Source organism: Campylobacter anatolicus, assembly GCF_018145655.1.
In the GTDB taxonomy this organism is placed as follows: Bacteria; Campylobacterota; Campylobacteria; order Campylobacterales; family Campylobacteraceae; genus Campylobacter_A; species Campylobacter_A anatolicus.
Window position 1 is genome coordinate 577401 of the sequence record NZ_JAGSSY010000001.1, and the last position, 22573, is coordinate 599973.

Below are 22573 nucleotides of genomic sequence, written 5' to 3' on the forward strand. Positions count from 1 at the left end.
AAAGGATAAGGTTATGAAAAAGCTTATAAATTTATGCATTTTTGCATTTGTACTGTTTTTGTCAGGTTGTGCGACAAGCTCCACACCGAGCCTTTATACGCAAAGCTCTGTGCCGATATTTGTTACCACGCAAGATACAAATACAACTATATTTATAAATTTCAAAAATTCATCAGGTGCTATTAACACACTTGAAAACTCCGTAAAGACTAAATTTATAAATCGAGGCTACATACTTGCAAACGATATGAACACAGCTAGTATCGTGATACTTGGTGATCTAATGTCACTACAACGCCTTGAAGTTAAAGACCCAAATGTGTTTTTAAATTTAGGTTATGGGTTTGGTAGTTTTGGAAGTGGCTATGGTATCGGCGTTGGGACGATATTTGGAGCTGATGACTTTTATGACCATCGCACAAACAGCTACATATATAAGGCAAATGTAAGCGTGATGATACGCACAAAAGAGCGAGAACAAAGCACGATATTAAGTATCCAAAGTGGTCGCAATACCTACTCGCCAAGTTATATAATGCCATTTATTGAAGATAAAATAGCTACACAGATCTTAAATTTCTTCTATTAGCATAAGTCAGCATTACCAATTTTCATCTCGCTAGATATTTTATTTTTAAGCACAGTAGAGTATATTAGACTGTAAACTGATTATCAAAGTTGCAAATTAAAACCTTATGAATTTAAATTTTTCAATAAACCACATAATTTTTAGAAAAAACTATTGACAAATATAATGTTTTACTATAAAATTGCATACAATTTAATTTTATACAAGGAGACAGACAATGGAAACTTTGACTAAATTTAAACCAGAGCAACTCGCAAAATATAAGGGTAAAATGCAGATAAAAACGATAAAATTCGCTGAAAATGGCTATATGAAGCAAGGCTTTGCATTTGGTGGCGAAGATGGTCCAGACAGGCACGATAACAACGTATTGTATCGTTCAGGTTTGCAAAACTATCTCATAGATACAGGTGATGATGTGATCCTTATAGATACAGGCTTTCCGCGGAATTTTCCAGTGCCGATACAAGATGAGAAGACTATGATATATACTGGCAAAAAAATAAATGACTATATAGATGGATTAGCCAAGCTTGGTTATAAGCCAGAGCAGATTACTAAGATCATCATCACGCACAAACACATAGACCATACTGGCGAAGTGAATAGCTTTCCAAATGCAAAAGTCTATGCCTCTCGCGTTGAGTGTGAATCAAATGAGCTAAAAGGTTGTAAGAACTTGATACCGGTTGATTTTACTAGTGGGACGTATTATAACTACGAGAAATCCGAGATCATAGCACCTGGTATACGTATGCTACCAGCTGTCGGACATACGATGGGTAATAGCATAGCCGTGGCTGAATTAGATGGGATATTTTATATATTTCAAGGAGATGTAACCTACACAGATGAGGCACTTTATGCAAACCGCTTATCTGATTTTTATGAAGATATAAATGAGGCTAGAAAGACTTAAATACTTTGCGTGAGTTTATCAAAGAGCACCCATGTGTGTATCTCTCAACTCATACACCACTTGGATATGAGAATTTAGAGGCTAAAAAGATAGTAGATCTTGATAATCCGCCTAAAAATGAGTTTATAAAAAATGCCGACTTTATCTATGATGCACCAACTGGCAGATATATCTGCTCGGTATGTGGATATATCTATGACCCTAAGCTTGGCGATCCAGAGCATGGCATAGCACCCGGGACAAAGTTTGAAGACTTGCCTGATGAGTGGCACTGCCCAAACTGTGCTTCAGGGCAGGATAAATTTAGTAAAGCGTAAGCAATGGGCTAAACTTAGTCCATAAAATTTAATATAAAACAAGGAGAAAAAGATGAGTTTTTATGACATAAATGTAAAGGACAAAAAGGGTGAGATGGTAAGTCTTAGCGAGTATAAGGGTAAAGTTATTTTAGTGATTAACTCTGCGACTGGTTGTGGATTTACCCCACAATATAATGAACTAGAAAGACTTTATGAAACCTATAAGGATAGAGGCTTTATAATACTTGATTTTCCGTGCGATCAGTTTGGGCATCAAACACCAGGCAGCGACGAGGAGATAAGCGAGTTTTGTCAGATGAAATTTGGCGTGAAGTTTCCGCAGTTTGCAAAGATAGAGGTAAATGGTAAAAATGCAGCTGAAGTGTTTAAATTTTTAAAGAGCCAAAAGGGCTTTGGTGGGTTTGACAAAGATCACAAGCATTTTGCTGTATTAGATGATATGCTTAGAAAAGTAGACAGCGAATATGAGAAAAATCCCGATATAAAGCGGAATTTTACTAAATTTTTACTAGACAAAGACGGTAAGGTAGTAGCGAGATTTGAGTCAACGGCAGGAGCCGATAAGATAGAAGAGTGCTTAAAAACACTACTTTAAATCTATAACTAAGTAAAAGTCTCAAATCAAAATTAGTAATATCTAAAAAATGCTAATGAAATGAGGCTAAGCTTATGCAAAGAGTGGGAAATTTTGCTAAAATAGTGTGAAATTTAAAGGAACAAGATGAAGATAGACGATAAGCTTAGACTAAAAAACCAGCTTTGTTTTCCACTTTATGTCGCATCAAAAGAGATCACAAAACTTTATAGACCATTTTTAGACGAGATAGATCTCACATACACGCAGTATATCGCGATGATAGTTTTATGGGAGCATGAACAAATGAGTGTAAAAGATCTTGGTGAGATGCTCTATCTTGATTCAGGTACTCTTACTCCGCTTTTAAAAAAGTTAGAAGAGAAGGGTTTTATAGAGCGAAATAGAGCTAGTTATGATGAACGAAATGTGATTATCTCGCTGACTAAAAATGGTAAGAACCTACACGATAAAGCAGCCTTAGTCCCTGATAAGATGAGTGCTTGCGTTTGTTATGATGAGAAAAACGCAAAGCAACTTTATGAGCTACTTTATGGACTAATAGGCAAGATAAGTCCATCTCATAAAAGGTAAAATTGATAAAATTTAGATATTTTTACGGATTAAATGTAAAATTTTAAAGATAAAAATATTTCAAATGATTTTAAATTTTTGTAAAAAAACGAGCGAAAAGCTAAAAACAATCGCTCGCAAGAAGTAGTATTTAAAAGATTATCCTAAAAACTCGCGTTTAAAATACTCCTTTGGTGCTTTACAAAGTGGACAGGCACTTGGGGCTTTTTTACCACGATGGACGTGTCCGCACACCTCACAAACCCACACTTCATCATCATCTCCTTCAAAAAATCCATCTTCATCAAGTATCTTTTTGAGTTCTAAATACTCACGTTCATGCTCTACTTCAACCTTTGCGATAGCATTAAATAGCCGTGCGATAGCCTTTTTATCCTCATTAGTGGCGATCTTTGCAAAGTCTGGATACATAGTTGTATGCTCATAGTTCTCTCCAGCCGCTGCATCAAGCAGATTTTTATCCATCTTATCAATAGGATCGTTCATTAATTCGTGATAGGCCTTAAACTCTGCTCTTGCATGCCATTTTTCATTCTCTGCTGCTTCGTAAAAATGCTTTGCGATAGCGTGGTATCCTGCCTCACGTGCAAGATCGCCGTAAAGTTCGTATTTATTACGAGCCATAGACTCGCCAGCAAAGGCTTTCATTAAATTTACTGCCGTAAGATCGCTTGTAACGCACTCCATATCCTCGCCACAACAGCTTAAAGTACCGCCGCCTACATTTTGCACCTCTACTACATTGCCACACTTTTTGCACTTGTATGTTTCATATTGTCTCATCATTGCTCCTTTATAAAATTTTATCAATTATACCTAAATTTTGATAAAATATAAATAATAAAAATTATTGATAATAAGCTTTGTTGTATCATAAAAAGTTTTATTTTGATAATAATAAAGAAATTTAAAGTATTTTTTTATAGAATATACAAAATTTACAATGGAGAGACAAAATGGATATAAAAGCACAGATCGTAACACTTTTATCAAAAGGTGAACCTATGAAGACAGGTGAGATCGCAGTGGCGATAAATGCGGATAAAGCAGTGGTTGAAAAAGCGATAAAACAGCTAAAAGATAGTGGCGAGGTCATATCTCCAAAGAGATGCTTTTACGCACTAAAGTAGTAAAATGCAAATTTTTGAAGATAAAAAGGGTGCAAAAAGTGGGGCGATATTTGCTACGCTACTTTTTGTCGCTGGTTTTATAGGTAGCTTTTATTATGAGCTTGGTAACTCCGCGATATTTGCTATGATCGTTGGTGTGTTGTGCGTTGCTTTTTGTGTTAAGAAAATTTTTCAAGTTAGCTTTTTGCAAGTTATTGATGATGGATTTATCGTGCAAAAAGGTAGCAAGAGTGCGAAGTTTAAATTTAATGATATCGAAAAAATCAGCATAAAACTAATAGATAAAAAGAAAAATGCTGAAGTTTTGCTGGTTGAGTTTAAGAAGAATCGCCTTGATAGAGATCTAGTCGATGGGCTTATACAGCCACTTGGCGAAAGAGATGCTGTGATACTTGATAAATACGAGCTTAATAAGTATGAACTTTCAACTATTTTAATGGACGCTTTGCAAAAACAAGCTAATAAAAAGAACTGAAACTAGAAGACTTTACTTTACCTGGCATTTTAGTATTTTTATACCTTCGACTCTTTAACAAATATATTAAAATCCACTGCCAAAAACGTCAAATACAATACTCATAATATTTATATCTACGAATATTTTGCTATTTGGTGCCAAAAGTCTACCAATGGTCGCTGATGTTTGTCGCATGGTTGCAAACTAGATCATCAAGCGCTATAAAAAAAGATGAAAATGCCTCAGAAGATTTGGTATAAATGGGTAAAATACGAAATAGTATAAGTTTGCTATATTTTCCAACTATTAAGCTACTTGCGATATTTATAGCAGGAGATTTGTCGCCAAATTTACTTTAATCTAAGCAAGGTTACTTCAAATAGTAGGCTAGTAACTAAAAATGAGATATGAAAACCGCTATCATCACTTTGTGCGATATTAGCTTTAAATTTATTGTAATCAAAAATCCTTTCTCATTTTTTCGTAAAAAATAAGAATTTTTACTCCTTAAACTAAACATCTATCATATAGTTTGTGGCATTAGCAGTATTTGGAGCAGAAAAATATGACTGCTCCAAGAGGTATTGTAAGCAGATGGCTAGCTGTGCAGAGGCGTATCACTATCTTAACAACTGCAACCGCTCAAGTTTTGATCGAGATGGCGATGGTGTGCCGTGCGAAAACGTGTGTAAAGACAGAAAGAAAAAATGAAAATTTTATATCTACTTTTAGTGTCGTTTTGTTTGGCTTTTGGGCTTGAGGGCAGGCCTCTCGTGCCGTTGGCGTGGCGGATGTGATATTGTTTAGCGTTTTTAGTAGTGCCTCGCTAGCACTTGCGGCGGTTTATGGTGTTTTACCAAGTGCTATAAAGGACGTAGCAAGAGCGGCTGTCTGCTCTTTTGTGATGCCGACTTGTTTACCTATGCCTGATATTTCCTTCATTACCTCTACTATCTCTTTTGCTTTGGCGGCATTTTTGTTTGATAGGTGATTTATAGCATCCATTAATTCACCTGTCTCATCTATGCTTAAACTTAGTATATTTTTTATATCGCCTATACTATCACCTGCCATCTGGGCCGTTACATCAAAGGCTACTGCTGTTTTGGCTGCAAGGTCTGTAAATTTCATAAGCTCATTTTTAGATATTCCCATTTGAGCTCCTGCAGCACTTATCTGGGTTAATCCTTCTGCACTCATAGGGATAGTTGTACTCATTTTAATTAGCTCGTTTGAAAACGCCTTTAACTCTTCAGTGCTATCAAAATCCACAACCTTTTTAACGTCTGCCATTGCACTTTCAAAATCCATCGCTGATTTTATTGGGGCTGACAATACCGCCACGCTACCAACGGCAGCTATTATCTCGCCTTTTAAATTTGCGATCTGCTCTTTTGCCTTTGACATATCTAGCTCTAGCTTTGTGCTGACGGCTTTTTTTATACTATCTTTTAACTCAATTGCACCTTTTTTATACGCTTTTATTGCTGTTGGGATGGTGTTTTGTAGGTTTTGGCTTAAGTCTTTACTCTGTCTATTTATAGCCGCCATCGCTTTGTTAAAGTCGCTTAAGTCCATACCAAATGTTAAAGTTGCTTTTCTTGCCATCTGCTTAGCTCCTTAGTTTTTTTACAATCGCGAAGTCTTTAACTATCGCTTTGCTAGGTTTATTATATTAAGTCCGTTTTTATTTTATTGTATTAAAATTTAAGCGAGTTTAAATACAAGGGAGCTAAAATGAATGGTATATTGACCGGCTTAATACTTGGGTTTAGCTATATTTTTATGACTATTTTGGCTTTTTGTATCCTTGCTTTGGCTTATGAGTTTTGGTATATAGCTTTGCTTTTAGTTGTGATAGCGTTTTTTAAATTTAAAGGCGTTAGCTTTTTAGCGATATTTGGCGGATTAATTGGTGTTGCTATCTTGCTTTTTGGTGTAATGTTTTTTGCGTTTTTGGTGCAGAGATACCCTGTATTTAGCCTTTGCTTGTTTGCTTTGTTTGCTCTGTTTGCTCTGTTTTTGCTGTTTAAAAGTCACGATAGGACAGATATTTTTACTATTTTACTATTTGGAGCGTGGTTTTTAGCATTTTACTTTATATCAGATCTACTTTTAGCTTTATTTGTCTGCTGCGTGATAGCACTTATTTTTAGTATGTTTTATAATGACAAAGTGCTAAATAGGGATTTTTAAGCCCTATTGCAAACCAATACAGACCATAATCACTCCCTAAGTAATTACTCCGCACTCTTATGCATAAATTGTCTAAATTTGAAAAATCCACCTGCGTCTCTTTAAGACCATTAGCGACTGGCTTTGTTGCATTTGGCTCGCATATTGAAAAAAACAAGCTCTGCTCCAAATCTTAAAAGTCTATCTTTGTGTGTAAGCACAAGCCTTTTACTTTGCTATCTAGGATTAAATTTAAGCTTTGTTAGATCTTTTTTATAGTAATTTATTCTAGGTCGTAAGAGCTTACACGTACATAAGCGATTGCTTTTAAATCATCAATGCGAAAGATAATATTGTGGTTAATGTTTTAAGTCTCAAGCTTATATCTACGCTCGCTGCCACGAGTAAACTCGTCTGGCTTTAATAGACCATCTTATCTCAGTTTATAGGCGTCTAAATGCTAACTCCGAGTGCTTTACTGGACTTGTTAGATAGTATAGTAATTTATTAATAAATGCAAGTATAACAAATTCTAAGTTTTAAGGTCAACATAAATATATAAAAAGTTATATGAGTTCAATAAGGAAATATATATATAGCAATGCTAAAAATTAAACGAAATATCAGGAAAAAAGACAAGCTTCAACGATATTTTTATCGCTAAATGGGTATTTTACGCCTTTGATTTCTTGATACTCTTCATCCCCTTTACCCAGTATTACAAGTGCCGCACCAGCCCCAAGTTCACGCACCTTGCTTAATCCAAGCTCTATAGCCTTTTTGCGGTCAACCTCACGTACCACGCTCTTATTTATATCCATACCAGCACAAATTTCATCTATAATCGTCTCTGGCTCTTCACTGCGTGGATTATCGCTCGTTACTATACAAAAATTCGCATAACGCTGTGCAATAGCTCCCATTTTAGGACGCTTCGTGTTATCTCTATCACCACCTGCACCAAAAACAACGACCAAATTTAAATGTCGCAAAGCATTTAGCACTTTTTCAATACCATCAGGCGTATGTGCAAAATCTACTATCACAAGTGGGTCTCCACTAACGACTTCAACGCGTCCAGCCACACCACTAAACTCACTAATAGCTGTGGATATATCGCTATTTGAAGCGTTTGTAAGTAACTTTATCGCGGCGATAGTAGCTATGAGATTATATAGATTAAACTCACCTTGAAGCGATGAGCTAAGCTCCACATCTCCATTTGGCGTCTTTACAACCGCATCTATACCACCTTTAAGTCCATAAGCAATAGGTGTAAAAGTCGCGTATTTGCTAAGCGAATACGTATAAGCGTTCTTGGCGTTAAATTTTAGCCCACCATTATCATCAATATTTATGAGTTTTAAGCCTTCATCACTAAAAAAGCTTGATTTTACACGGGCATACTCATCCATGCTTTTGTGATAATCAAGATGATCTTGCGTTAAATTTGTAAAAATTTTAAGGGCAAACTTAAGCCCTTCTATGCGATTTTGTGCGATTGCGTGAGAGCTAACCTCCATAATGAAAAATTTGCATTTTTGCTCACTTGCTACTTTTAAATACCCAAGAGTCTGCAAAATAGGACTGGTCGTAAGAGCCTTTTCATCGATGCGTTTGCCATTTATAAATGCTCCACGAGTTCCGCTAAGCCCACAGCCAAAGCCTAAATTTAAAAGTGCCGAGCATATCGCAGCAGCGGTCGTTGTCTTGCCATTTGTTCCAGTTATGCCTACTATCTTTATATTTTCGTCAATATTTAAGATCTTTTTACACTCATCAATACTAATAAGCCTTGCACCACGCTCACGAGCCACTTCCCAAAATGCAGAATTTGCCGACATTTTTATGAATAAACAACCGTTCTCACACTCGTTTGAGTTATCAGTCACAAAGCCATTTTCAATGTAAATTTTCATCGCTACGTCTCTTTTGTATCTCTTTTAAAAGCATATCTATCCGCTCATCACCGCTAAACATTACAGCTGCACTCTCTAAATAGTTCATACTCATTTCAAGGAAGTTATTTTTTATCAAATCTTGCAAAAATTCTAAAAAATCATCCTTTTTTGAGATCATAACTCTAGTTGAAAACATAATATTTTCAAACACGCGTTTAAAACTACCCTCGTGCGCAACGGCACGCTTAAAATCCTCATAACTTATAGCATCTTGCTCTTCAATCTCGGTATCTATATAAAACTTAGACTCCAAAATCTCTAAAATTTCATCCAAATTTGTATCTATTTCGCCGAATTTATCCTTGTTTAAAAAATATTCAAAGAGCGTTCTTGCCTCTTCTGGACTATCCTGTGCGAGAGAGCAAATCTGTATGAAAAATAGCAAATTTCGATCTTTACTGCTCTCGTAGGCAAGTGAAAAATATAGCATCGCGTCATTAAATTTTGCTTTTTTAAAATTTTTTATGCCAAGTCTTTTATATTCTATCGATGTCAAATTCTTCTCCGAGCGGGATATTTATTACCTCAAGCTCTGGGTGTATATCGATGCGAAGTTGGCGTTCGATGCCGTATTTTAATGTCGCTCCACTCGCCGCACATCCATGGCAATGTCCAGTAAGACGCAGATATACTTTACCATTTTTAATGCCGAGCAACTCCATACCACCACCGTCATTTTCAAGCATAGGAAGAACTTTTTGTAAGCTTAAAGCAATAGGCTTTAAAAGCTCATCATCACTAAATGGTATCATTTTTATCCTTTTTTGTTTTTATTATACTATTTTTCGTGAAATTAATATTTAAATTTTAATTTTTTATTGCAAATTTTATTAAATTCGGCTTAGCGATACGAGCGTAATCACTTGCATTTAAAACAATAGAGCGATCAAGCAATCCTGCGTTAAAAGCGATCTCTTCAAAACGCTCAAAAAGATATGGATCACAAACGAGTTTTAACTCATCGTGAAAACTAAATGGCGGTACCGAACCGATAACACAATCAGTAAATTCGCTCACCTCTGACGGACTTGACAAAGATGCTTTTAAGCCACCAAGCTCATCACAAAGTGCATTTAAATCAGCTCTATAATCAGCTGGTAAAACGGCTAAAATATGAATTTTTTGTTTTACTATGTCTTTTTGTACACCTTTAATAGTGCAAACTAAAGCTTTTGCACCCTGTCCTACATGTGTGCCACGTAAGGCAGCCACGCTCTGTGAAGTCCCTGCAGCTTCGTGATTTATAACACGAAATCTAGCACAATGCTGAGTTAACATCATATTTATCTTATTAAAGATTTGTTCTGACATATATCACCTTAAATTTAATTTGAAAAATTATACAGCAAAAATTTAAAAAATAAAAATTTAAAAAGAGTTTTAAGAAGAAGGAGCAGAGAGCCTAAGCTCTCTAAATATTATTCGCTAACTAGCTCGATATAGGCCATTTCTGCAGCATCACCGCGACGGATACGAGTTTTGACTATTCTTGTATATCCGCCATTGCGTTCTTTAAATTTAGGTGCGATCTGAGTAACTAGCTTGTTTGTACTCTCTTTGTCTTGCAAAGCAGCAAAAACTGCTCTGTGGGCATTAAAGTCGCCCTTTCTTGCTCTTGTAATAAGCTTTTCAACGTAACCTCTAAGCTCTTTTGCCTTTGGCAAAGTCGTCTCTATCTTCTCGCTTTTAATGATTGCAATTGCTAAATTTTTAAGCAATGCAGAGCGATGAGATGACGTTCTACCAAGTTTGCGATATCCGTGTTTATGTCTCATTTATTGTCCTTTTTATGCATCCATTTGCGATTTTAGTTCAGCTATTTTTTTCTTAAGCTGATCTTTGCTGTCCTTTAACACATCGCCACCAACTGGATAGCCGATTTCTTCCATAACAGCTTTTATCTCTTCAAGAGATTTTTTGCCAAGATTTTTAAGCTCTTTTAACTCGTTTTCATCCATAAGTGCCAATTCACCAATAAATCTAATCTCCGCCTTATCAAGACAGTTAAAGCTCCTTGCACTTAAATTTAGCTCCTCTACACTAGCCAAAAGCTTTGAATACTCACTATTTGTGCTTGTACTAGCTATAGGTGCATTTACATCTATATCTAAAACACCCTTAAATACTGACATCTGCTGATACATCGCCTCGAGACAATGTTTAAATGCCTCAATTGGACCAACCTGTCCGTCAGTAGTTATAGTAAATACGATCTTTTCATAGTCTGGATTGTCTTCAACCAAGACATTTTCAATGTCATATACTGCTTTTTTAACGGGCGTAAAAAACGCATCAAGTGCGATATAATCATCTTCAATCTCTTCACGTATCTCTTCGCTAGGCACATATCCAATGCCTTTTTGAATGATAACTGAAAATTTAAGCTCAGCATCTTCATTTATAGTAGCAAGATATGCATCAGGATTAACAATCTGGACTATATCATTATTTAAATCTGCACCTGTTATCTCTTTTGGTCCTTTAAAACTATACTCAATAACCTCACGTTCACTATCATTTTTAAGCTTAAAACGAATCTTTTTTAAATTTATAATAAAAAATGCAACATCTTCTAGCATGCCACGCATACTATCAAATTCGTGGCTAACACCCTCTATCTTCACACCAGTTGGTGCAAAACCAACTGTACTTGTATAAAGTAGTCTGCGTAGCGGGTGTGCTAGGGTTACAGCATAACCAGTCTCAAATGGATATGCTGTTATACGAGCTACATTTTCGCTAATGCTCTGCACTAAAATTTCTGTCGGCATATAAGCTGATGTAGTAATTTTTCTCATCGTTATACCCTCTATTATTTTGAGTAAAGCTCTACTATAAATCTTTCCTCTACTGGAATGACAACCTCTTCTCTCTCTGGGTTTCTAGTGAAAATTCCAAATTTTTTATCTTTTTCAACATCAACCCAGCCGACGATACCTGTTTGTGCTGTTAGCTCTATCGCACGGATGATCTGTGGGTTATTTTTTGATTTTTCGGCAATCTCTATCTTTTGTCCTGGCTCAACTCTGTAAGATGGGATATCTACTCTCTTACCATTTACAAGAATGTGCCCGTGAGTTACAAGCTGACGTGCAAAACGGCGAGTTGTTGCAAACCCCATTCTATAAACTACGTTATCAAGTCTTTGCTCTAGTAGTTGAACTAGCAATGCACCAGTATTGCCCTCTCTACGTGCTGCTTCAGCAAATAGATGTCTAAACTGCTTCTCACTAATACCATACATAAATTTAGCTTTTTGCTTCTCGCGAAGTTGTAAACCATACTCGCTTATTTTTGCTCTTCTTTGTCCGTGTTGTCCTGGAGCATACGGGCGTTTATCTAACGCACTCTTACCAGCTAATCTTCTCTCGCCTTTAAGAGCAAGAGAAACACCAAGACGTCTTTCTAATTTTTCAACAGGTCCTCTATATCTAGCCATAATAATTTCTCCTAATTTCTATATCTTAGACGCGGCGGCGTTTTGGTGGTCTGCAACCATTATGTGCAAGTGGAGTTATATCTTTAAAGAAAGTTACTTTAATGCCCTCTACTGCTCCTACGCTCTTAACTGCTGTCTCGCGTCCGCTACCTGGACCTTGAACTTTTATGCCAACCTCTTTTATACCATGCTCTTTTGCTTTGCTTAGTGCATCTTCTACGGCTTGTTGAGCTGCATAAGGAGTTGATTTTTTACTACCTTTAAATCCAAGACCACCAGCACTACTCCACGCAATAGCATTCCCCATTTCATCGGTAACTGTTACCATTGTATTGTTAAACGTTGCACTTATATATACGATACCTTTGGCTATACTTTTTTTAACAACTTTTTTCTTAACGATTTTTCTTTTTGCCATTGTCTATCCTTACTACTTCGTTGCTGCACCGACAGTTTTACGCTTGCCTTTGCGGGTTCTAGCGTTTGTCTTTGTCTTTTGACCACGAACTGGCAGACCTTTTCTATGGCGAAGACCACGATATGAACCTAAATCCATAAGTGCTTTTATATCCATAGCAACTTGCTTTCTAAGATCGCCCTCAACTACGTGATGCTCTTGGATCTCCTTGCGAATAGCCGCAGCCTCATCTTCACTTAGCTCATATACTCTTTTATCATATGAGATACCAGCAGCGTCAAGAATTTGACGTGATTTGTAAAGACCTATACCATAGATGTATGTTAGCCCATACTCTATTCTCTTTTTATTTGGTAAATCTACACCTGCAATACGTGCCATGCCTTATCCTTGTCTTTGCTTATGTTTTGGATTCTCGCAGATAACACGAATGATACCGCTACGTTTGACAATCTTGCACTTGTCACACATCTTCTTTACAGAAGGACGAACTTTCATCTTAGTCTCCTAAAAATTTATTCCACTTTTTAGAGGCTGCATAGGTTTAAAGAATAAATTTAAACCAACTATTTTCAAAATAAAGTGGGGAACTTTGAAAATAATTCTTCCTACAGCTTGTTGCAAAGCTTGGATTTTACCCAAATCAAGCTTTAAATTTACTTAGTACAAAATTTGCTTTCGTACAACAGCCATTTTATCAGCCAAATTTATTTATACCTATATGTAATACGACCCTTATCAAGACTATATGGCGTTAACTCCACTTTGACACGGTCTCCTGGCATTATCTTTATATAGTGCATTCTCATCTTACCTGCAATATGACAGAGTATCACGTGTTTATTATCAAGCTCAACCTTAAATGTAGCATTTGGCAGAGCCTCAACTACATTACCATCTATCTCTATAACATCATCTTTTGCCACTAATATTCCTTTAATCAATACTTAAAATTTCAGCTTTGCCATTGACTATCGCCATACAATGCTCATAATGGCTAGTCCTTAGCCCATCTTTTGCAGTTACACTCCATTTATCTTTGCCAACTACTGGCGTACCATCAGTATGACAGATCATAGGCTCGATGCAAAATACCATTCCATTTTTTATCTTTGGTCCAGCCTTTGGGTTATTGCCCTCAAGGTAGTTTGGAATTTCAGGCTCTTCATGTGGGCGTCTACCAATGCCGTGTCCACAAAATCCACGAAGTGGCACGTATCCACGAGCTATTATAAATTTTTCAAGCTCATAGCAAACCTCTTTAAAGTGCATACCAGCTCTAATAAAATCTATCGCAAAATATAGTGCATCTTTTGAACATGCTATTAAATTTTCATCATCAGCTGAGATTTTACCCACACCAAATGTTCTAGCACTATCGCCAAAATATCCATCCAAATTCGAGCCTATATCAATGCCGACTATATCGCCTTCTTTTAGCTTTGTATTATCCGGTATGCCGTGTATTACCACTTCATTTAGACTAATACAAGCTGCATTTGGAAAGCCATAAAGCCCTTTAAAAGCTGGTTTGGCACCACGTGAGCGTATCATATCCTCACAAATTTTATCTATTTCAAGTAGTGTAATTCCTGGTTTTATAATAGTGGCAACGTAATCAAGTGTTTGAGCGACTATTTTATTAGCCGCTCTCATCTTATCTATCTCAGTAGCTTTTTTTAACGATATGGCCACTTTTATAGCCCCACTGCACTTAGTGTCTGGTATTTATTCATATAAATTTGTGCCTCAATGCGTCTCATTGTATCAAGTGCTACAGAAACAACGATAAGCACCGATGTGCCACCAAAATAAAATGGAACACCCATAAATTTAACCAAAACCCACGGAAGAGTTGAGATAAGTCCGAGATATATCGCACCGCTAAATGTTAGGCGTGAAGCAACTTCATTTAGATAAGCAGCTGTATTCTCGCCAGGTCTAACACCTGGGATAAAGCCGCCCTGTCTTTTTAAATTTTCACTTATATCTTTAGTATTAAACACGATTGAAGCGTAGAAAAACGCAAAAAAGATAACAAATAAAAATGTTAAGAAGTTGAAAAAGTATCCATTTGGATTTAAAAAGTCATTTATGGCTTGGATATATTTGTTTGTACTAGCCTGCAAAATAGTACTTGGAAACATTAGTATTGCACTCGCAAATATCGGAGGTATAACGCCACTTAAATTTACTTTAATAGGTATATAATTCATAATACGCTTGTTTTGATTTTGCATAACAACTTTACGAGAATATGAAATCGGTATGCGTCTCTCACCCATCTCAACAAATATAATCGCACCGATAGTAGCCAAAATAACTATTAAAATTCCGATAACCACAAGGAAATTCATCTCGCTTGTATTTACTAAGTTGATTGTTCCGCCAATTGCATTTGGTATGCCTGAAACGATACCTGCAAAGATGATAAGGCTAATACCATTGCCGATACCACGTTGAGTTATTTGCTCACCAATCCACATAAGTAGCATTGTGCCTGTTAGCATAGATGCTGCTGAGATAGCAATAAATAAATTCATATCAACCATAATAGCTTGCTCTCCGCTACGTCCTGTAAGGCTTTGAAGTCCGATACTAACGCCTATAGATTGGATTATCGTAATGACTATCGTTGCGTAACGGATGATCTGCATATACTTTTGCATACCATCACGCTCTTTTTTCATTTTGCCTAAATTTGGAAAAGTAGCCGCTAAAAGCTCCATAATGATAGATGATGTAATGTAAGGCATAATGCCTAAAGATATGATACTAAGACGCTCTGCCGCATTACCACTAAACATATTAAATAGACCTAATGCGTTGTTGCTGTTTGAGCTAAAAAATTCTTTAATTACATCGACATTAACGCCAGGAACTGGCACATACGCCAGTATCCTGTATGCGAATAAAAATGCCAACGTGATTAATATCTTGTTGGTCAATGCTTTATTCATTATTTTAATCCGCTAACGATAACGTTCTCGTCTTTTACTTTTGAAGCAAGATTTTTCGCACTTGCACCAATAAGTTTAATCTTTGTTGTGCTACGTGAAATTTTATGCACACTTGCGATAGTTGCGATAGTAATCTCACTTAGCTCTTTTATAGCTGTGATTTTTTCTACGTTTATCACATAAGGTTTTTCAAATTTAGATGTAAAACCTACTTTTGGAAGACGTCTTTGAAGCGGTTGTTGTCCACCCTCAAAGCCACGCTTTTCATTATAGCCCTTTCTTGCTCTTTGACCCTTGTTACCTTTGCCTGCAGTTTTACCATTTCCACTGCCTTGACCGCGACCGATTCTCTTTATAGAACGCGTTGAGCCAGGAGCTGGAGTTAAATTTTCTAATGCCATATTTTGCCCTTTCTCTTAGCTTTTTAGCATACTAAGTGCTTTGATAGTCGCACGAACAACGTTTGCTGAGTTGTTTGAGCCAAGTGATTTTGTAAGTATATCTTTAATACCTGCAAGCTCTAAAATAGGACGAGCACTACCGCCAGCGATAACACCTGTACCTTCGCTAGCTGGGCGAAGAAGCACTTTAGAAGCGTTGTATTTTACCTCTATATCGTGAGGTATAGTTGAGCCTTTTAGCTTAACATTGATGATGTTTTTAAATGCATCATCAATCGCCTTTCTCATAGCATCTGGAACCTCTTTTGCTTTTCCATAACCAAAGCCAACAAGTCCGTTTCTATTACCTACAACAACAAGTGCTGTAAATCTAAATCTACGACCACCCTTAACGACCTTTGTAACCCGACCGATATCGACGATTACTTCTTCAAATTCTTCTCTATTATATTTTTCCATCGATTTTCCTTTGGGTTATAGTTTTATGCCGTTTTGTCTTAAAGCATCAGCAAATGCTGCAATAACACCGTGATATAGATAACCGTTTCTATCAAATATCACTGTATCAATGTTCTTAGATTTTAAAGAATTTGCAAATTCTTTAGCCAAAATAGCAGCACCATCTTTGTTTGCTTTTATGCCTAGTTTTCTACCATCAGCAGCAGCTATTGTTGTAGCTGTTACATCATCAATAGCTTGAACATAAAGAGTTCTATTTGATTTAAATATAGATACTCTTGGGTTTGCAGCAACACCTGAAATTTTACTTCTAACTCTTCTTTTTCTCTTAATTCTAAGAGCAAGTTTTCTTTTTAATACTTTTGCTGTCATAACCTATCCCTTACTTCTTAGATGTCTTGCCCGCTTTGCGGATTATACGCTCTTCAACATACTTAACACCCTTGCCTTTGTAAGGCTCTGGTGGTCTAAATCCTCTAACTTGAGCAGCAACTTGACCTACGACTTGTTTATCATCGCCCTTGATAGTTATAACGTTTTTCTCAACACTCGCCTCAACACCGGCTGGTAGCTCGTAGTTGATAAGGTGTGAAAAACCAAGAGTTAGCTCTAAAATTCTACCTTTTGTAGCCGCCTTATAACCAACGCCGTTTATCTCAAGCTGTCTAGTAAAGCCCTGAGTAAGACCTACAACAACATTTTGAGCTAGGGCTCTGTATGTTCCCCAGTAAGCTCTACTTTGGCGGTCTTCGCCTTTAGGTGAGAAAACTATATATCCATTTTCTACTTTGACATCAACGTGCCCTTTTGTATCTAGCTGCTTTATACTATTGCCCTTTTTAAATTTAAGGACATTATTTTCAACGCTAACGTCTAGACCTGATGGTATAGAGATAGGTTGTTTTCCTATACGAGACATTTTATTCCTTTTACTTGTCTAGGGTATTTCTACAATTTATGAATGAATACCTCAATGCCGTAAAATATCTGCCCTATTAAATTTATAAGGCAGAAAACTCATTTTTGGGTTTAAATCTGTTAGACACTCAAACTACAGAAGTCTACATATTTAAACTTAATTTTAGTGTTATGCTAACGATACCCCAAATCGTTAGCACTCCATTACCAAACCGTGCAAAGAACTTCGCCACCAACACCAGCTTTGTTCGCATCAATACCGCTCATAACACCTTTGCTTGTGCTAACGATAACCGTACCATAGCCATTTTTAAAGCGTCTAATCTCATCTTTACCTTGATATACTCTACGTCCTGGTTTTGAAATTCTTTTTAACTCATTAATAACGCTTCTACCATGATCATCGTATTTAAGAACAACATTTATAAATTTCTTATTGCCCTCTTCTACTACATTATAGCTCTCTATATAGCCCTTTGCAAATAATATCGCAAGAGTAGCCTCAACAACGTTTGAGTGCATAAGCTTTGCAGTCTCTAACTTTCTTAAAGCTGCGTTTCTAATACGGGTTAGTCCGTCTGATATTAGATCATTTAACATATCTTTTCCTTACCAACTTGCTTTTTTAAGACCTGGGATTAGACCCTCGTTAGCCATCTTTCTTAGGCACACACGGCAAATTCCAAAGTCTTGATAAACAGAGTGCGGACGTCCGCAAATTTGGCATCTTGTATAGCCGCGAACCGCAAATTTTGGTTTGCGTGCAGCTTTTGCTATCATTGATTTTTTTGCCATATTACTTTCCTTTTGCAAACGGCAAACCAAATAGCTCTAGCAATTTGAATGCCTCTTTATCGTTATTAGCTGTTGTAGTGATAGTTATATTCATACCGTGAGTGCGTAAAATTTTATCATACTCAACTTCTGGAAACATAAGCTGCTCACTAAGACCAAAGTTATAATTACCTCGTCCATCAAAGCCATTTTTAGGAAGACCACGGAAGTCTTTCACTCTTGGAAGAGCAATGCTGATAAGCTTATCTAAAAAAGCATACATCTGCTCTTTTCTTAAAGTTACTTTGATACCAACAGGAAAGCCCTCACGAACTTTAAAGCCAGCAACTGACTTTTTAGCATTTGTGATAACTGCTTTTTGTCCTGCGATAAGCGAGATAGTATCAGCCATATTTTGGAGGATCTTTTGATCCTTTGCAGAGTCATTTGCTCCAACGCTAATAACGATCTTTTCTATCGCTGGGATAAGCATAGGGTTTTTAATATCAAATTCTTTAACAAGAGCTGGTTTTATAGTCTCATTAAATTTATCTTTTAGTCTACTCATAGCCCTCATTCCTCAACTTTCGCAACATTTGAGATGTCTATTGGCATTTCTTTATTTATATATCCGCCATTTGGTGTCTTCTCGCTTGGCTTGACTGCTTTTTTAGCTATTTTGCAGCCTTCAACAATGACTTGACCTTTTTTAGCCAATACAGATAAAACTTTACCAGTTTTACCCTTATCATCTCCGGTAATTATCTTTACAGTATCACCTTTTTTGATTTTAAATTTAACATTTGCCATTATAAAACCTCCGGTGCTAGTGAAACAATCTTCATAAAGTTAGCGTACCTAACTTCACGACCAACCGGTCCAAATATACGAGTGCCTATAGGCTCTCTCTTGTTATCAAGGATAACTGCCGCATTATCATCAAATCTAATAAGTGAACCGTTACCTCTTTGAACCTCTTTTTTGGTTCTAACAACAACTGCCTTAACAACCTGACCCTTTTTGATCTTGCCGTTTGGAAGAGCTTTTTTAACCGAACAAACGATAACATCGCCTAGTGTCGCATATCTTCTCTTGCTACCGCCAAGAACTTTTATACACATAAGCTCTTTTGCACCGCTATTATCAGCAACTGCAAGTCTTGTAAAACTTTGTATCATTACTCAACTCCCTTTGCCAATACCGCTTTTAAGCGAAAACTCTTACGCGCTGAAAGTGGTCTGCACTCAACAGCTACAATAGTATCCCCTGCATTTGTCTCATTTCTTTCATCATGAACTAAATACTTCTTAAAACGCTTTACAAATTTGTGATATCTTGGGTGCATAACACGTCTTTCTACCAAGATAGTAGCTGTTTTATCTCCAGCTTTTTGTAAAACTACACCCTGAATTTCTCTTTTTAATGCCATTTCTCACCCCTTACTTTTGAGCGCTAATTGCAGTATTGATTTGAGCGATCTCTTTTTTAACCGCACCAATCTCGTTAGGGTTGCTTAACTGCATAGTTTTTAACTTTTGTTTTAGTGTAAATAAAAGCACCTTTTTCTCTTTTAACAACGCGTTTAACTCTGCAACGCTCTTATCTTTTAACTCAGTATATTTCATTTTCACTCTCTCGCGTTACAAATTTTGTTTTGAAAGGCAATTTGTGCATAGCTAGAGTTAAAGCCTCACGTGCAAGCTCCTCGCTAACACCAGCCATTTCATATATTATACGACCAGGCTTAATATTCATCACCCACTCTTCAATACCAGCCTTACCTTTACCCATACGAGTTTGAAGCGGTTTTTTAGTTAGTGGCTTATCAGGAAAAACCCTGATCCAAATTTTAGCCTGTCTTTTAACGTGGCGAGTTAGAGCCTGACGAGCAGCTTCAATCTGACGTGAATTTATTCTTCCAGCCTCAACAGCCTTGATCGCAAACTCACCAGTAGCTAAAGATGCACCGCGAGTTGCATAGCCGCGATTGCGACCTTTCATTTGCTTACGAAATTTCGTTCTTTTAGGCATCAACATAATTATTTACCTCTTCTTGCTCTACGTGGTTTTCTATCGCTTTTTTCCTCTTCGCTACGCTCAGGTTGAACGCCCTTTTGAAGAACTTCGCCTTTGAAAATCCATACTTTTATGCCTATGTTTCCATAGGTTGTGTGTGCTTCTGCAACACCGTAATCAATCTTTGCTCTAAGTGTATGAAGTGGCACACGACCCTCCAAATACCACTCGGTTCTAGCCATCTCAGCACCACCTAAACGACCTGCAACTGAAATTTTAATACCTTTTGCACCTGACTTTTGGGCTGCTTGAATGACCTTTTTCATAGCACGGCGGAAAGCAACACGTTTTTCAAGTTGCATAGCAACGTTTTCTGCTGCTAATTGAGCTGAAGCTTGTGCTTTTCTCTCCTCTTTGATATTGACATTTACATCTTTACCGATTAACTTACTAACGTCATTTTTTAAAATTTCAACATCTTGACCTTTTTTACCGATTATGATACCAGGACGAGCCGCTACGACTGTAACGCGAAGCTTTTTCGCTGTTCTCTCTATCAAAATTTGGCTTATTCCTGCATAGTAAAGCTTTTTCTTTAAAAATGCACGAATTTTATAGTCTTCACCGATATTTTCAGGAAGGCTTTGTTTGGTTGGAAACCAGCGTGATTCCCAGTTGCGGTTAATTCCTAGTCTAAGACCTATTGGATTTACTTTTTGTCCCATATTATGCTTCCTTTTTTTCAGGTTTAGATACTTCTACCATTACGTGAGAGGTTGGTTTGCGAATTCTACTCGCCGTTCCTCTTGCTCTTGGTCTAAATCTCTTTAACACAGGGCCAGCATCCACACGACAACTTGACACGATAACCTCTTCAGGCTCAAAACCACCATTTGCAACAGCTGAGCTAATAGCATTAGCGATAAATTTAGCACCACGATTTGGCATAAACTGCAAACTTGCAAGTGCAAGTTCAGCATTCATACCTTGAACTTCACGAGCTATAAGCCTAGCTTTTGTAGGAGAAAGTCTTACAAATTTTATAGTTGATTTACTCATCGCCTACCCCTACTTACCGATTTTCTTTTGCACTGAGCCTTTATGACCCTTAAATGTGCGTGTTGGAGCAAATTCGCCAAGCTTATAACCAATATGATTCTCCGTTACATACACAGGGATAAAGCTCTTACCATTATGAACGTTAAATGTTAATCCAATCATTTCAGGTACAATCGTGCTACGTCTTGACCAAGTTTTGATTGGTTTGTTGTCATTTGCAGCTTTTGCAGCAACAACTTTCTTCATTACGTGATCATCTACGAAAGGACCTTTTTTGAGTGATCTTGCCATCTCTATTTTCCTTTCCTTCTTGAAATTATAAGCTTATCACTAGCTTTTTTACGTCTAGTCTTAGCACCTTTGGTTGGTTTGCCCCACGGAGTAACTGGATGACGACCTGAGTTTTTCTTGCCCTCACCACCGCCATGTGGGTGATCTACAGGGTTCATCGCAGAGCCTCTAGTTTGTGGACGGATACCACGATGGCGATTACGTCCAGCTTTACCTATTGTAATATTAGCCCAGTCTTCATTACCTACAACGCCTATTGATGCCATACACTCAGCTAAAACTTGTCTCATCTCGCCACTTGGCATTCTTAAAGCAACATATTTATCCTCTTTACCCATTAGCTGAGCATATCCGCCAGCTGAACGAGCTATCTGGGCACCTTTACCAGGTTTAAGCTCTATGTTATGTACGATAGTTCCAACCGGTATAAATTTAAGCTTCATTGCATTACCCGGTTTTATATCAAGTGCACCCTCATTAATAGAAGCTACGACATCACCTACATTTAGACCGCTTGGGCGTATAATGTAGCGTTTCTCACCATCTTTATAAGAGATAAGTGCAATACGACAATTTCTGTTTGGATCATACTCTATTGCCTCAACTCTACCCTCTATACCAAATTTGCAACGTTTGAAATCTATGATACGATAAAGCTTTTTAGCACCTGCTTCTTTATGCCTTGAAGTAATGCGTCCATTATTGTTTCTGCCACCGCTTGCTGGAAGCTTTATCAAAAGACTTCTTACGCTTGGCTTAGCTGTAATATCCTCAGAGCTTAGCCCTGTGATATATCTACGGCTTGGAGTATATGGTTTATATGATTTTATCGCCATCTTATGCCTCCGTATTTTCTAGGCTTACGCCCTCAGGTAACTTGACATAAAATTTCTTTACGTCATTTCTTACACCTACTTTGCCTTTAAAACGCTTAACTTTGCCGTCCATTCTAAGTGAATTTATGCGAAGTGGCGTTACACCAAAATACTCTTTTAAAACCTCTTTTAGCCCATTTTTAGTAACTTTTGGCGAAGTTTGAATAACCACAACACCATTTTCTTGAAGGCCAAGAGTTTTTTCTGTATAAATAATTGTTTTTATATCGGTTATATCTGCCAT

General features: G+C 37.0%; 41 protein-coding genes and 1 pseudogene. 9 read left to right on the top strand and 33 right to left on the bottom strand.

The genetic code is table 11. From position 1 onward, the window contains the following. Window positions 1-13 precede the first annotated feature (13 nt). The 5 genes from traT to KDE13_RS02900 all read left to right on the top strand — a co-directional run bounded on the left by traT (window position 14) and on the right by KDE13_RS02900 (window position 2996). Window positions 14-589 carry a complement resistance protein TraT gene (gene traT, locus KDE13_RS02880; RefSeq protein ID WP_212142798.1) on the top strand — a complete coding sequence of 192 codons (576 nt, stop codon included), beginning with the start codon at window positions 14-16 and terminating at the stop codon, window positions 587-589. Window positions 590-806: 217 nt separating this feature from the next. Then, window positions 807-1508 carry an MBL fold metallo-hydrolase gene (locus KDE13_RS02885; protein WP_212142799.1) on the top strand — a complete coding sequence of 234 codons (702 nt, stop codon included), beginning with the start codon at window positions 807-809 and terminating at the stop codon, window positions 1506-1508. Window positions 1509-1513: 5 nt separating this feature from the next. Further along, window positions 1514-1825: a rubredoxin gene (locus KDE13_RS09800; protein WP_411508623.1), complete on the top strand. Its 312-nt coding sequence runs from the start codon at window positions 1514-1516 to the stop codon at window positions 1823-1825. 52 nt (window positions 1826-1877) lie between these two features. Continuing rightward, the gene (locus tag KDE13_RS02895; protein ID WP_212142800.1) at window positions 1878-2423 is read left to right on the top strand and encodes a glutathione peroxidase; all 546 of its coding nucleotides are present in this window, start codon (window positions 1878-1880) and stop codon (window positions 2421-2423) included. 126 nt (window positions 2424-2549) lie between these two features. Further along, window positions 2550-2996, top strand: coding sequence for a MarR family winged helix-turn-helix transcriptional regulator (locus tag KDE13_RS02900; protein ID WP_212142801.1), 447 nt, complete (start codon window positions 2550-2552; stop codon window positions 2994-2996). 138 nt (window positions 2997-3134) lie between these two features. Here the strand turns inward: KDE13_RS02900 and KDE13_RS02905 are convergent, their stop codons facing one another. Continuing rightward, window positions 3135-3779, bottom strand: a complete 645-nt coding sequence (locus KDE13_RS02905) for a ferritin family protein (RefSeq protein WP_212139909.1) — start codon at window positions 3777-3779, stop codon at window positions 3135-3137. 173 nt (window positions 3780-3952) lie between these two features. Between KDE13_RS02905 and KDE13_RS02910 the strand changes: the two genes are divergently transcribed. The 3 genes from KDE13_RS02910 to KDE13_RS02920 all read left to right on the top strand — a co-directional run bounded on the left by KDE13_RS02910 (window position 3953) and on the right by KDE13_RS02920 (window position 5294). After that, entirely contained in the window at window positions 3953-4126 is a 174-nt protein-coding gene (locus tag KDE13_RS02910) for a helix-turn-helix domain-containing protein (protein WP_212139907.1), read from the top strand. A gap of 4 nt (window positions 4127-4130) precedes the next feature. Continuing rightward, window positions 4131-4601 (top strand): molybdate transport repressor, encoded by a 471-nt coding sequence (locus tag KDE13_RS02915; protein WP_212142802.1) that lies wholly within the window; start codon window positions 4131-4133, stop codon window positions 4599-4601. A 516-nt stretch (window positions 4602-5117) separates the two neighbouring features. Further along, window positions 5118-5294 carry an excalibur calcium-binding domain-containing protein gene (locus tag KDE13_RS02920; protein ID WP_324612656.1) on the top strand — a complete coding sequence of 59 codons (177 nt, stop codon included), beginning with the start codon at window positions 5118-5120 and terminating at the stop codon, window positions 5292-5294. Window positions 5295-5426: 132 nt separating this feature from the next. Here the strand turns inward: KDE13_RS02920 and KDE13_RS02925 are convergent, their stop codons facing one another. Further along, on the bottom strand, window positions 5427-6191 hold the full coding sequence (locus tag KDE13_RS02925; protein ID WP_212142803.1) for a phage tail tape measure protein: 765 nt from the start codon (window positions 6189-6191) through the stop codon (window positions 5427-5429). A 129-nt stretch (window positions 6192-6320) separates the two neighbouring features. Here KDE13_RS02925 and KDE13_RS02930 point away from each other — a divergent pair, with 129 nt between their 5' ends. Continuing rightward, a complete protein-coding gene (locus KDE13_RS02930) occupies window positions 6321-6779 on the top strand; it encodes a hypothetical protein (RefSeq protein WP_212142804.1) in 459 nt (152 codons plus the stop codon). A gap of 131 nt (window positions 6780-6910) precedes the next feature. On the opposite strand, the pseudogene KDE13_RS09510 reads toward KDE13_RS02930, so the two are convergent. The 31 genes and pseudogenes from KDE13_RS09510 to KDE13_RS03080 form a co-directional block, all read right to left on the bottom strand. Then, window positions 6911-7188 (bottom strand): annotated as a pseudogene (locus KDE13_RS09510) (IS607 family transposase); the annotation flags it as partial. A 193-nt stretch (window positions 7189-7381) separates the two neighbouring features. Then, entirely contained in the window at window positions 7382-8677 is a 1296-nt protein-coding gene (locus KDE13_RS02935; protein WP_212142805.1) for a UDP-N-acetylmuramoyl-L-alanyl-D-glutamate--2,6-diaminopimelate ligase, read from the bottom strand. Next, window positions 8661-9149 carry a histidine kinase gene (locus KDE13_RS02940; protein ID WP_212140509.1) on the bottom strand — a complete coding sequence of 163 codons (489 nt, stop codon included), beginning with the start codon at window positions 9147-9149 and terminating at the stop codon, window positions 8661-8663. Before KDE13_RS02940 ends, KDE13_RS02935 begins: the two co-directional genes overlap by 17 nt. Window positions 9150-9195: 46 nt before the next feature. Further along, complete coding sequence (locus KDE13_RS02945; protein ID WP_212139899.1) at window positions 9196-9471, bottom strand: NifU family protein; 276 nt, start codon at window positions 9469-9471, stop codon at window positions 9196-9198. 55 nt (window positions 9472-9526) lie between these two features. Then, window positions 9527-10030 (bottom strand): YbaK/EbsC family protein, encoded by a 504-nt coding sequence (locus tag KDE13_RS02950; RefSeq protein WP_212142806.1) that lies wholly within the window; start codon window positions 10028-10030, stop codon window positions 9527-9529. 107 nt (window positions 10031-10137) lie between these two features. Beyond that, window positions 10138-10494 (bottom strand): 50S ribosomal protein L17, encoded by a 357-nt coding sequence (rplQ, locus tag KDE13_RS02955; protein WP_212139897.1) that lies wholly within the window; start codon window positions 10492-10494, stop codon window positions 10138-10140. Window positions 10495-10506: 12 nt separating this feature from the next. After that, window positions 10507-11517 carry a DNA-directed RNA polymerase subunit alpha gene (locus KDE13_RS02960; RefSeq protein WP_212139896.1) on the bottom strand — a complete coding sequence of 337 codons (1011 nt, stop codon included), beginning with the start codon at window positions 11515-11517 and terminating at the stop codon, window positions 10507-10509. A gap of 14 nt (window positions 11518-11531) precedes the next feature. Continuing rightward, window positions 11532-12158, bottom strand: a complete 627-nt coding sequence (rpsD, locus tag KDE13_RS02965) for a 30S ribosomal protein S4 (RefSeq protein WP_212139895.1) — start codon at window positions 12156-12158, stop codon at window positions 11532-11534. 25 nt (window positions 12159-12183) lie between these two features. Beyond that, the gene (rpsK, locus tag KDE13_RS02970) at window positions 12184-12576 is read right to left on the bottom strand and encodes a 30S ribosomal protein S11 (protein ID WP_212139894.1); all 393 of its coding nucleotides are present in this window, start codon (window positions 12574-12576) and stop codon (window positions 12184-12186) included. A 12-nt stretch (window positions 12577-12588) separates the two neighbouring features. Then, the gene (gene rpsM, locus KDE13_RS02975) at window positions 12589-12957 is read right to left on the bottom strand and encodes a 30S ribosomal protein S13 (RefSeq protein WP_212139893.1); all 369 of its coding nucleotides are present in this window, start codon (window positions 12955-12957) and stop codon (window positions 12589-12591) included. A gap of 3 nt (window positions 12958-12960) precedes the next feature. Continuing rightward, complete coding sequence (gene rpmJ / locus KDE13_RS02980; RefSeq protein ID WP_002941545.1) at window positions 12961-13074, bottom strand: 50S ribosomal protein L36; 114 nt, start codon at window positions 13072-13074, stop codon at window positions 12961-12963. Between the two features lie 209 nt (window positions 13075-13283). After that, window positions 13284-13502 (bottom strand): translation initiation factor IF-1, encoded by a 219-nt coding sequence (infA, locus tag KDE13_RS02985; RefSeq protein ID WP_009649712.1) that lies wholly within the window; start codon window positions 13500-13502, stop codon window positions 13284-13286. A 10-nt stretch (window positions 13503-13512) separates the two neighbouring features. Beyond that, entirely contained in the window at window positions 13513-14271 is a 759-nt protein-coding gene (gene map / locus KDE13_RS02990) for a type I methionyl aminopeptidase (protein WP_212142807.1), read from the bottom strand. A 2-nt stretch (window positions 14272-14273) separates the two neighbouring features. After that, the gene (gene secY, locus KDE13_RS02995; protein WP_212139891.1) at window positions 14274-15536 is read right to left on the bottom strand and encodes a preprotein translocase subunit SecY; all 1263 of its coding nucleotides are present in this window, start codon (window positions 15534-15536) and stop codon (window positions 14274-14276) included. Further along, window positions 15536-15937, bottom strand: a complete 402-nt coding sequence (gene rplO, locus KDE13_RS03000) for a 50S ribosomal protein L15 (RefSeq protein ID WP_212139890.1) — start codon at window positions 15935-15937, stop codon at window positions 15536-15538. The genes secY and rplO overlap by 1 nt, the downstream gene beginning before the upstream one ends. A 15-nt stretch (window positions 15938-15952) precedes the next feature. Then, on the bottom strand, window positions 15953-16396 hold the full coding sequence (gene rpsE / locus KDE13_RS03005; RefSeq protein ID WP_212139889.1) for a 30S ribosomal protein S5: 444 nt from the start codon (window positions 16394-16396) through the stop codon (window positions 15953-15955). Window positions 16397-16411: 15 nt separating this feature from the next. Continuing rightward, on the bottom strand, window positions 16412-16768 hold the full coding sequence (rplR, locus tag KDE13_RS03010) for a 50S ribosomal protein L18 (RefSeq protein ID WP_212142471.1): 357 nt from the start codon (window positions 16766-16768) through the stop codon (window positions 16412-16414). Between the two features lie 10 nt (window positions 16769-16778). Then, window positions 16779-17315 carry a 50S ribosomal protein L6 gene (gene rplF, locus KDE13_RS03015; protein WP_212139887.1) on the bottom strand — a complete coding sequence of 179 codons (537 nt, stop codon included), beginning with the start codon at window positions 17313-17315 and terminating at the stop codon, window positions 16779-16781. Between the two features lie 203 nt (window positions 17316-17518). Further along, the gene (gene rpsH / locus KDE13_RS03020; RefSeq protein WP_212142808.1) at window positions 17519-17914 is read right to left on the bottom strand and encodes a 30S ribosomal protein S8; all 396 of its coding nucleotides are present in this window, start codon (window positions 17912-17914) and stop codon (window positions 17519-17521) included. Between the two features lie 9 nt (window positions 17915-17923). Next, complete coding sequence (locus KDE13_RS03025; protein WP_034970020.1) at window positions 17924-18109, bottom strand: type Z 30S ribosomal protein S14; 186 nt, start codon at window positions 18107-18109, stop codon at window positions 17924-17926. A gap of 1 nt (window position 18110) precedes the next feature. After that, window positions 18111-18656, bottom strand: coding sequence for a 50S ribosomal protein L5 (gene rplE / locus KDE13_RS03030; RefSeq protein WP_212139885.1), 546 nt, complete (start codon window positions 18654-18656; stop codon window positions 18111-18113). A 5-nt stretch (window positions 18657-18661) separates the two neighbouring features. After that, entirely contained in the window at window positions 18662-18898 is a 237-nt protein-coding gene (gene rplX, locus KDE13_RS03035; RefSeq protein WP_212139884.1) for a 50S ribosomal protein L24, read from the bottom strand. Further along, entirely contained in the window at window positions 18898-19266 is a 369-nt protein-coding gene (gene rplN / locus KDE13_RS03040; RefSeq protein ID WP_212139883.1) for a 50S ribosomal protein L14, read from the bottom strand. Before rplN ends, rplX begins: the two co-directional genes overlap by 1 nt. Then, window positions 19266-19517: a 30S ribosomal protein S17 gene (gene rpsQ, locus KDE13_RS03045; RefSeq protein WP_212139882.1), complete on the bottom strand. Its 252-nt coding sequence runs from the start codon at window positions 19515-19517 to the stop codon at window positions 19266-19268. The genes rplN and rpsQ overlap by 1 nt, the downstream gene beginning before the upstream one ends. Window positions 19518-19527: 10 nt before the next feature. Next, window positions 19528-19713, bottom strand: a complete 186-nt coding sequence (gene rpmC, locus KDE13_RS03050) for a 50S ribosomal protein L29 (RefSeq protein WP_212139881.1) — start codon at window positions 19711-19713, stop codon at window positions 19528-19530. After that, the gene (gene rplP / locus KDE13_RS03055; RefSeq protein ID WP_212139880.1) at window positions 19700-20125 is read right to left on the bottom strand and encodes a 50S ribosomal protein L16; all 426 of its coding nucleotides are present in this window, start codon (window positions 20123-20125) and stop codon (window positions 19700-19702) included. The genes rpmC and rplP overlap by 14 nt, the downstream gene beginning before the upstream one ends. Before the next feature lie 2 nt (window positions 20126-20127). Further along, window positions 20128-20829: a 30S ribosomal protein S3 gene (gene rpsC / locus KDE13_RS03060; protein WP_212139879.1), complete on the bottom strand. Its 702-nt coding sequence runs from the start codon at window positions 20827-20829 to the stop codon at window positions 20128-20130. Window position 20830: 1 nt separating this feature from the next. Then, on the bottom strand, window positions 20831-21163 hold the full coding sequence (gene rplV, locus KDE13_RS03065) for a 50S ribosomal protein L22 (RefSeq protein WP_212142472.1): 333 nt from the start codon (window positions 21161-21163) through the stop codon (window positions 20831-20833). A gap of 9 nt (window positions 21164-21172) precedes the next feature. Further along, a complete protein-coding gene (gene rpsS / locus KDE13_RS03070) occupies window positions 21173-21454 on the bottom strand; it encodes a 30S ribosomal protein S19 (protein WP_212139877.1) in 282 nt (93 codons plus the stop codon). Window positions 21455-21456: 2 nt separating this feature from the next. Further along, window positions 21457-22290, bottom strand: a complete 834-nt coding sequence (gene rplB / locus KDE13_RS03075; protein ID WP_212142473.1) for a 50S ribosomal protein L2 — start codon at window positions 22288-22290, stop codon at window positions 21457-21459. A gap of 1 nt (window position 22291) precedes the next feature. Beyond that, window positions 22292-22573 carry a 50S ribosomal protein L23 gene (locus KDE13_RS03080; RefSeq protein ID WP_212139875.1) on the bottom strand — a complete coding sequence of 94 codons (282 nt, stop codon included), beginning with the start codon at window positions 22571-22573 and terminating at the stop codon, window positions 22292-22294.

Bases quoted from the DNA above. Each gene is read 5' to 3' on its own strand.
- KDE13_RS03080 (WP_212139875.1), bottom strand. From the start codon at position 22,573: ATGGCAGATATAACCGATATAAAAACAATTATTTATACAGAAAAAACT.
- rplV (WP_212142472.1), bottom strand. From the start codon at position 21,163: ATGAGTAAATCAACTATAAAATTTGTAAGACTTTCTCCTACAAAAGCT.
- KDE13_RS02915 (WP_212142802.1), top strand. From the start codon at position 4,131: ATGCAAATTTTTGAAGATAAAAAGGGTGCAAAAAGTGGGGCGATATTT.
- KDE13_RS02940 (WP_212140509.1), bottom strand. From the start codon at position 9,149: ATGCTATATTTTTCACTTGCCTACGAGAGCAGTAAAGATCGAAATTTG.
- rplE (WP_212139885.1), bottom strand. From the start codon at position 18,656: ATGAGTAGACTAAAAGATAAATTTAATGAGACTATAAAACCAGCTCTT.
- rpsM (WP_212139893.1), bottom strand. From the start codon at position 12,957: ATGGCACGTATTGCAGGTGTAGATTTACCAAATAAAAAGAGAATAGAG.
- rplX (WP_212139884.1), bottom strand. From the start codon at position 18,898: ATGGCAAATGTTAAATTTAAAATCAAAAAAGGTGATACTGTAAAGATA.
- rpsC (WP_212139879.1), bottom strand. From the start codon at position 20,829: ATGGGACAAAAAGTAAATCCAATAGGTCTTAGACTAGGAATTAACCGC.
- rplB (WP_212142473.1), bottom strand. From the start codon at position 22,290: ATGGCGATAAAATCATATAAACCATATACTCCAAGCCGTAGATATATC.
- rplQ (WP_212139897.1), bottom strand. From the start codon at position 10,494: ATGAGACATAAACACGGATATCGCAAACTTGGTAGAACGTCATCTCAT.
- rplP (WP_212139880.1), bottom strand. From the start codon at position 20,125: ATGTTGATGCCTAAAAGAACGAAATTTCGTAAGCAAATGAAAGGTCGC.
- KDE13_RS02950 (WP_212142806.1), bottom strand. From the start codon at position 10,030: ATGTCAGAACAAATCTTTAATAAGATAAATATGATGTTAACTCAGCAT.
- rpmC (WP_212139881.1), bottom strand. From the start codon at position 19,713: ATGAAATATACTGAGTTAAAAGATAAGAGCGTTGCAGAGTTAAACGCG.
- rplR (WP_212142471.1), bottom strand. From the start codon at position 16,768: ATGACAGCAAAAGTATTAAAAAGAAAACTTGCTCTTAGAATTAAGAGA.
- KDE13_RS02945 (WP_212139899.1), bottom strand. From the start codon at position 9,471: ATGATACCATTTAGTGATGATGAGCTTTTAAAGCCTATTGCTTTAAGC.
- KDE13_RS02960 (WP_212139896.1), bottom strand. From the start codon at position 11,517: ATGAGAAAAATTACTACATCAGCTTATATGCCGACAGAAATTTTAGTG.
- rpsQ (WP_212139882.1), bottom strand. From the start codon at position 19,517: ATGGCATTAAAAAGAGAAATTCAGGGTGTAGTTTTACAAAAAGCTGGA.
- rpsK (WP_212139894.1), bottom strand. From the start codon at position 12,576: ATGGCAAAAAGAAAAATCGTTAAGAAAAAAGTTGTTAAAAAAAGTATA.
- rpsE (WP_212139889.1), bottom strand. From the start codon at position 16,396: ATGGAAAAATATAATAGAGAAGAATTTGAAGAAGTAATCGTCGATATC.
- rplO (WP_212139890.1), bottom strand. From the start codon at position 15,937: ATGGCATTAGAAAATTTAACTCCAGCTCCTGGCTCAACGCGTTCTATA.
- KDE13_RS02925 (WP_212142803.1), bottom strand. From the start codon at position 6,191: ATGGCAAGAAAAGCAACTTTAACATTTGGTATGGACTTAAGCGACTTT.
- KDE13_RS02935 (WP_212142805.1), bottom strand. From the start codon at position 8,677: ATGAAAATTTACATTGAAAATGGCTTTGTGACTGATAACTCAAACGAG.
- KDE13_RS02900 (WP_212142801.1), top strand. From the start codon at position 2,550: ATGAAGATAGACGATAAGCTTAGACTAAAAAACCAGCTTTGTTTTCCA.
- secY (WP_212139891.1), bottom strand. From the start codon at position 15,536: ATGAATAAAGCATTGACCAACAAGATATTAATCACGTTGGCATTTTTA.
- rpsD (WP_212139895.1), bottom strand. From the start codon at position 12,158: ATGGCTAGATATAGAGGACCTGTTGAAAAATTAGAAAGACGTCTTGGT.
- KDE13_RS03025 (WP_034970020.1), bottom strand. From the start codon at position 18,109: ATGGCAAAAAAATCAATGATAGCAAAAGCTGCACGCAAACCAAAATTT.
- rplF (WP_212139887.1), bottom strand. From the start codon at position 17,315: ATGTCTCGTATAGGAAAACAACCTATCTCTATACCATCAGGTCTAGAC.
- KDE13_RS02930 (WP_212142804.1), top strand. From the start codon at position 6,321: ATGAATGGTATATTGACCGGCTTAATACTTGGGTTTAGCTATATTTTT.
- rpsS (WP_212139877.1), bottom strand. From the start codon at position 21,454: ATGGCAAGATCACTCAAAAAAGGTCCTTTCGTAGATGATCACGTAATG.
- KDE13_RS02905 (WP_212139909.1), bottom strand. From the start codon at position 3,779: ATGAGACAATATGAAACATACAAGTGCAAAAAGTGTGGCAATGTAGTA.
- KDE13_RS02885 (WP_212142799.1), top strand. From the start codon at position 807: ATGGAAACTTTGACTAAATTTAAACCAGAGCAACTCGCAAAATATAAG.
- rplN (WP_212139883.1), bottom strand. From the start codon at position 19,266: ATGATACAAAGTTTTACAAGACTTGCAGTTGCTGATAATAGCGGTGCA.
- KDE13_RS02910 (WP_212139907.1), top strand. From the start codon at position 3,953: ATGGATATAAAAGCACAGATCGTAACACTTTTATCAAAAGGTGAACCT.
- rpmJ (WP_002941545.1), bottom strand. From the start codon at position 13,074: ATGAAAGTTCGTCCTTCTGTAAAGAAGATGTGTGACAAGTGCAAGATT.
- traT (WP_212142798.1), top strand. From the start codon at position 14: ATGAAAAAGCTTATAAATTTATGCATTTTTGCATTTGTACTGTTTTTG.
- rpsH (WP_212142808.1), bottom strand. From the start codon at position 17,914: ATGTTAAATGATCTAATATCAGACGGACTAACCCGTATTAGAAACGCA.
- KDE13_RS02895 (WP_212142800.1), top strand. From the start codon at position 1,878: ATGAGTTTTTATGACATAAATGTAAAGGACAAAAAGGGTGAGATGGTA.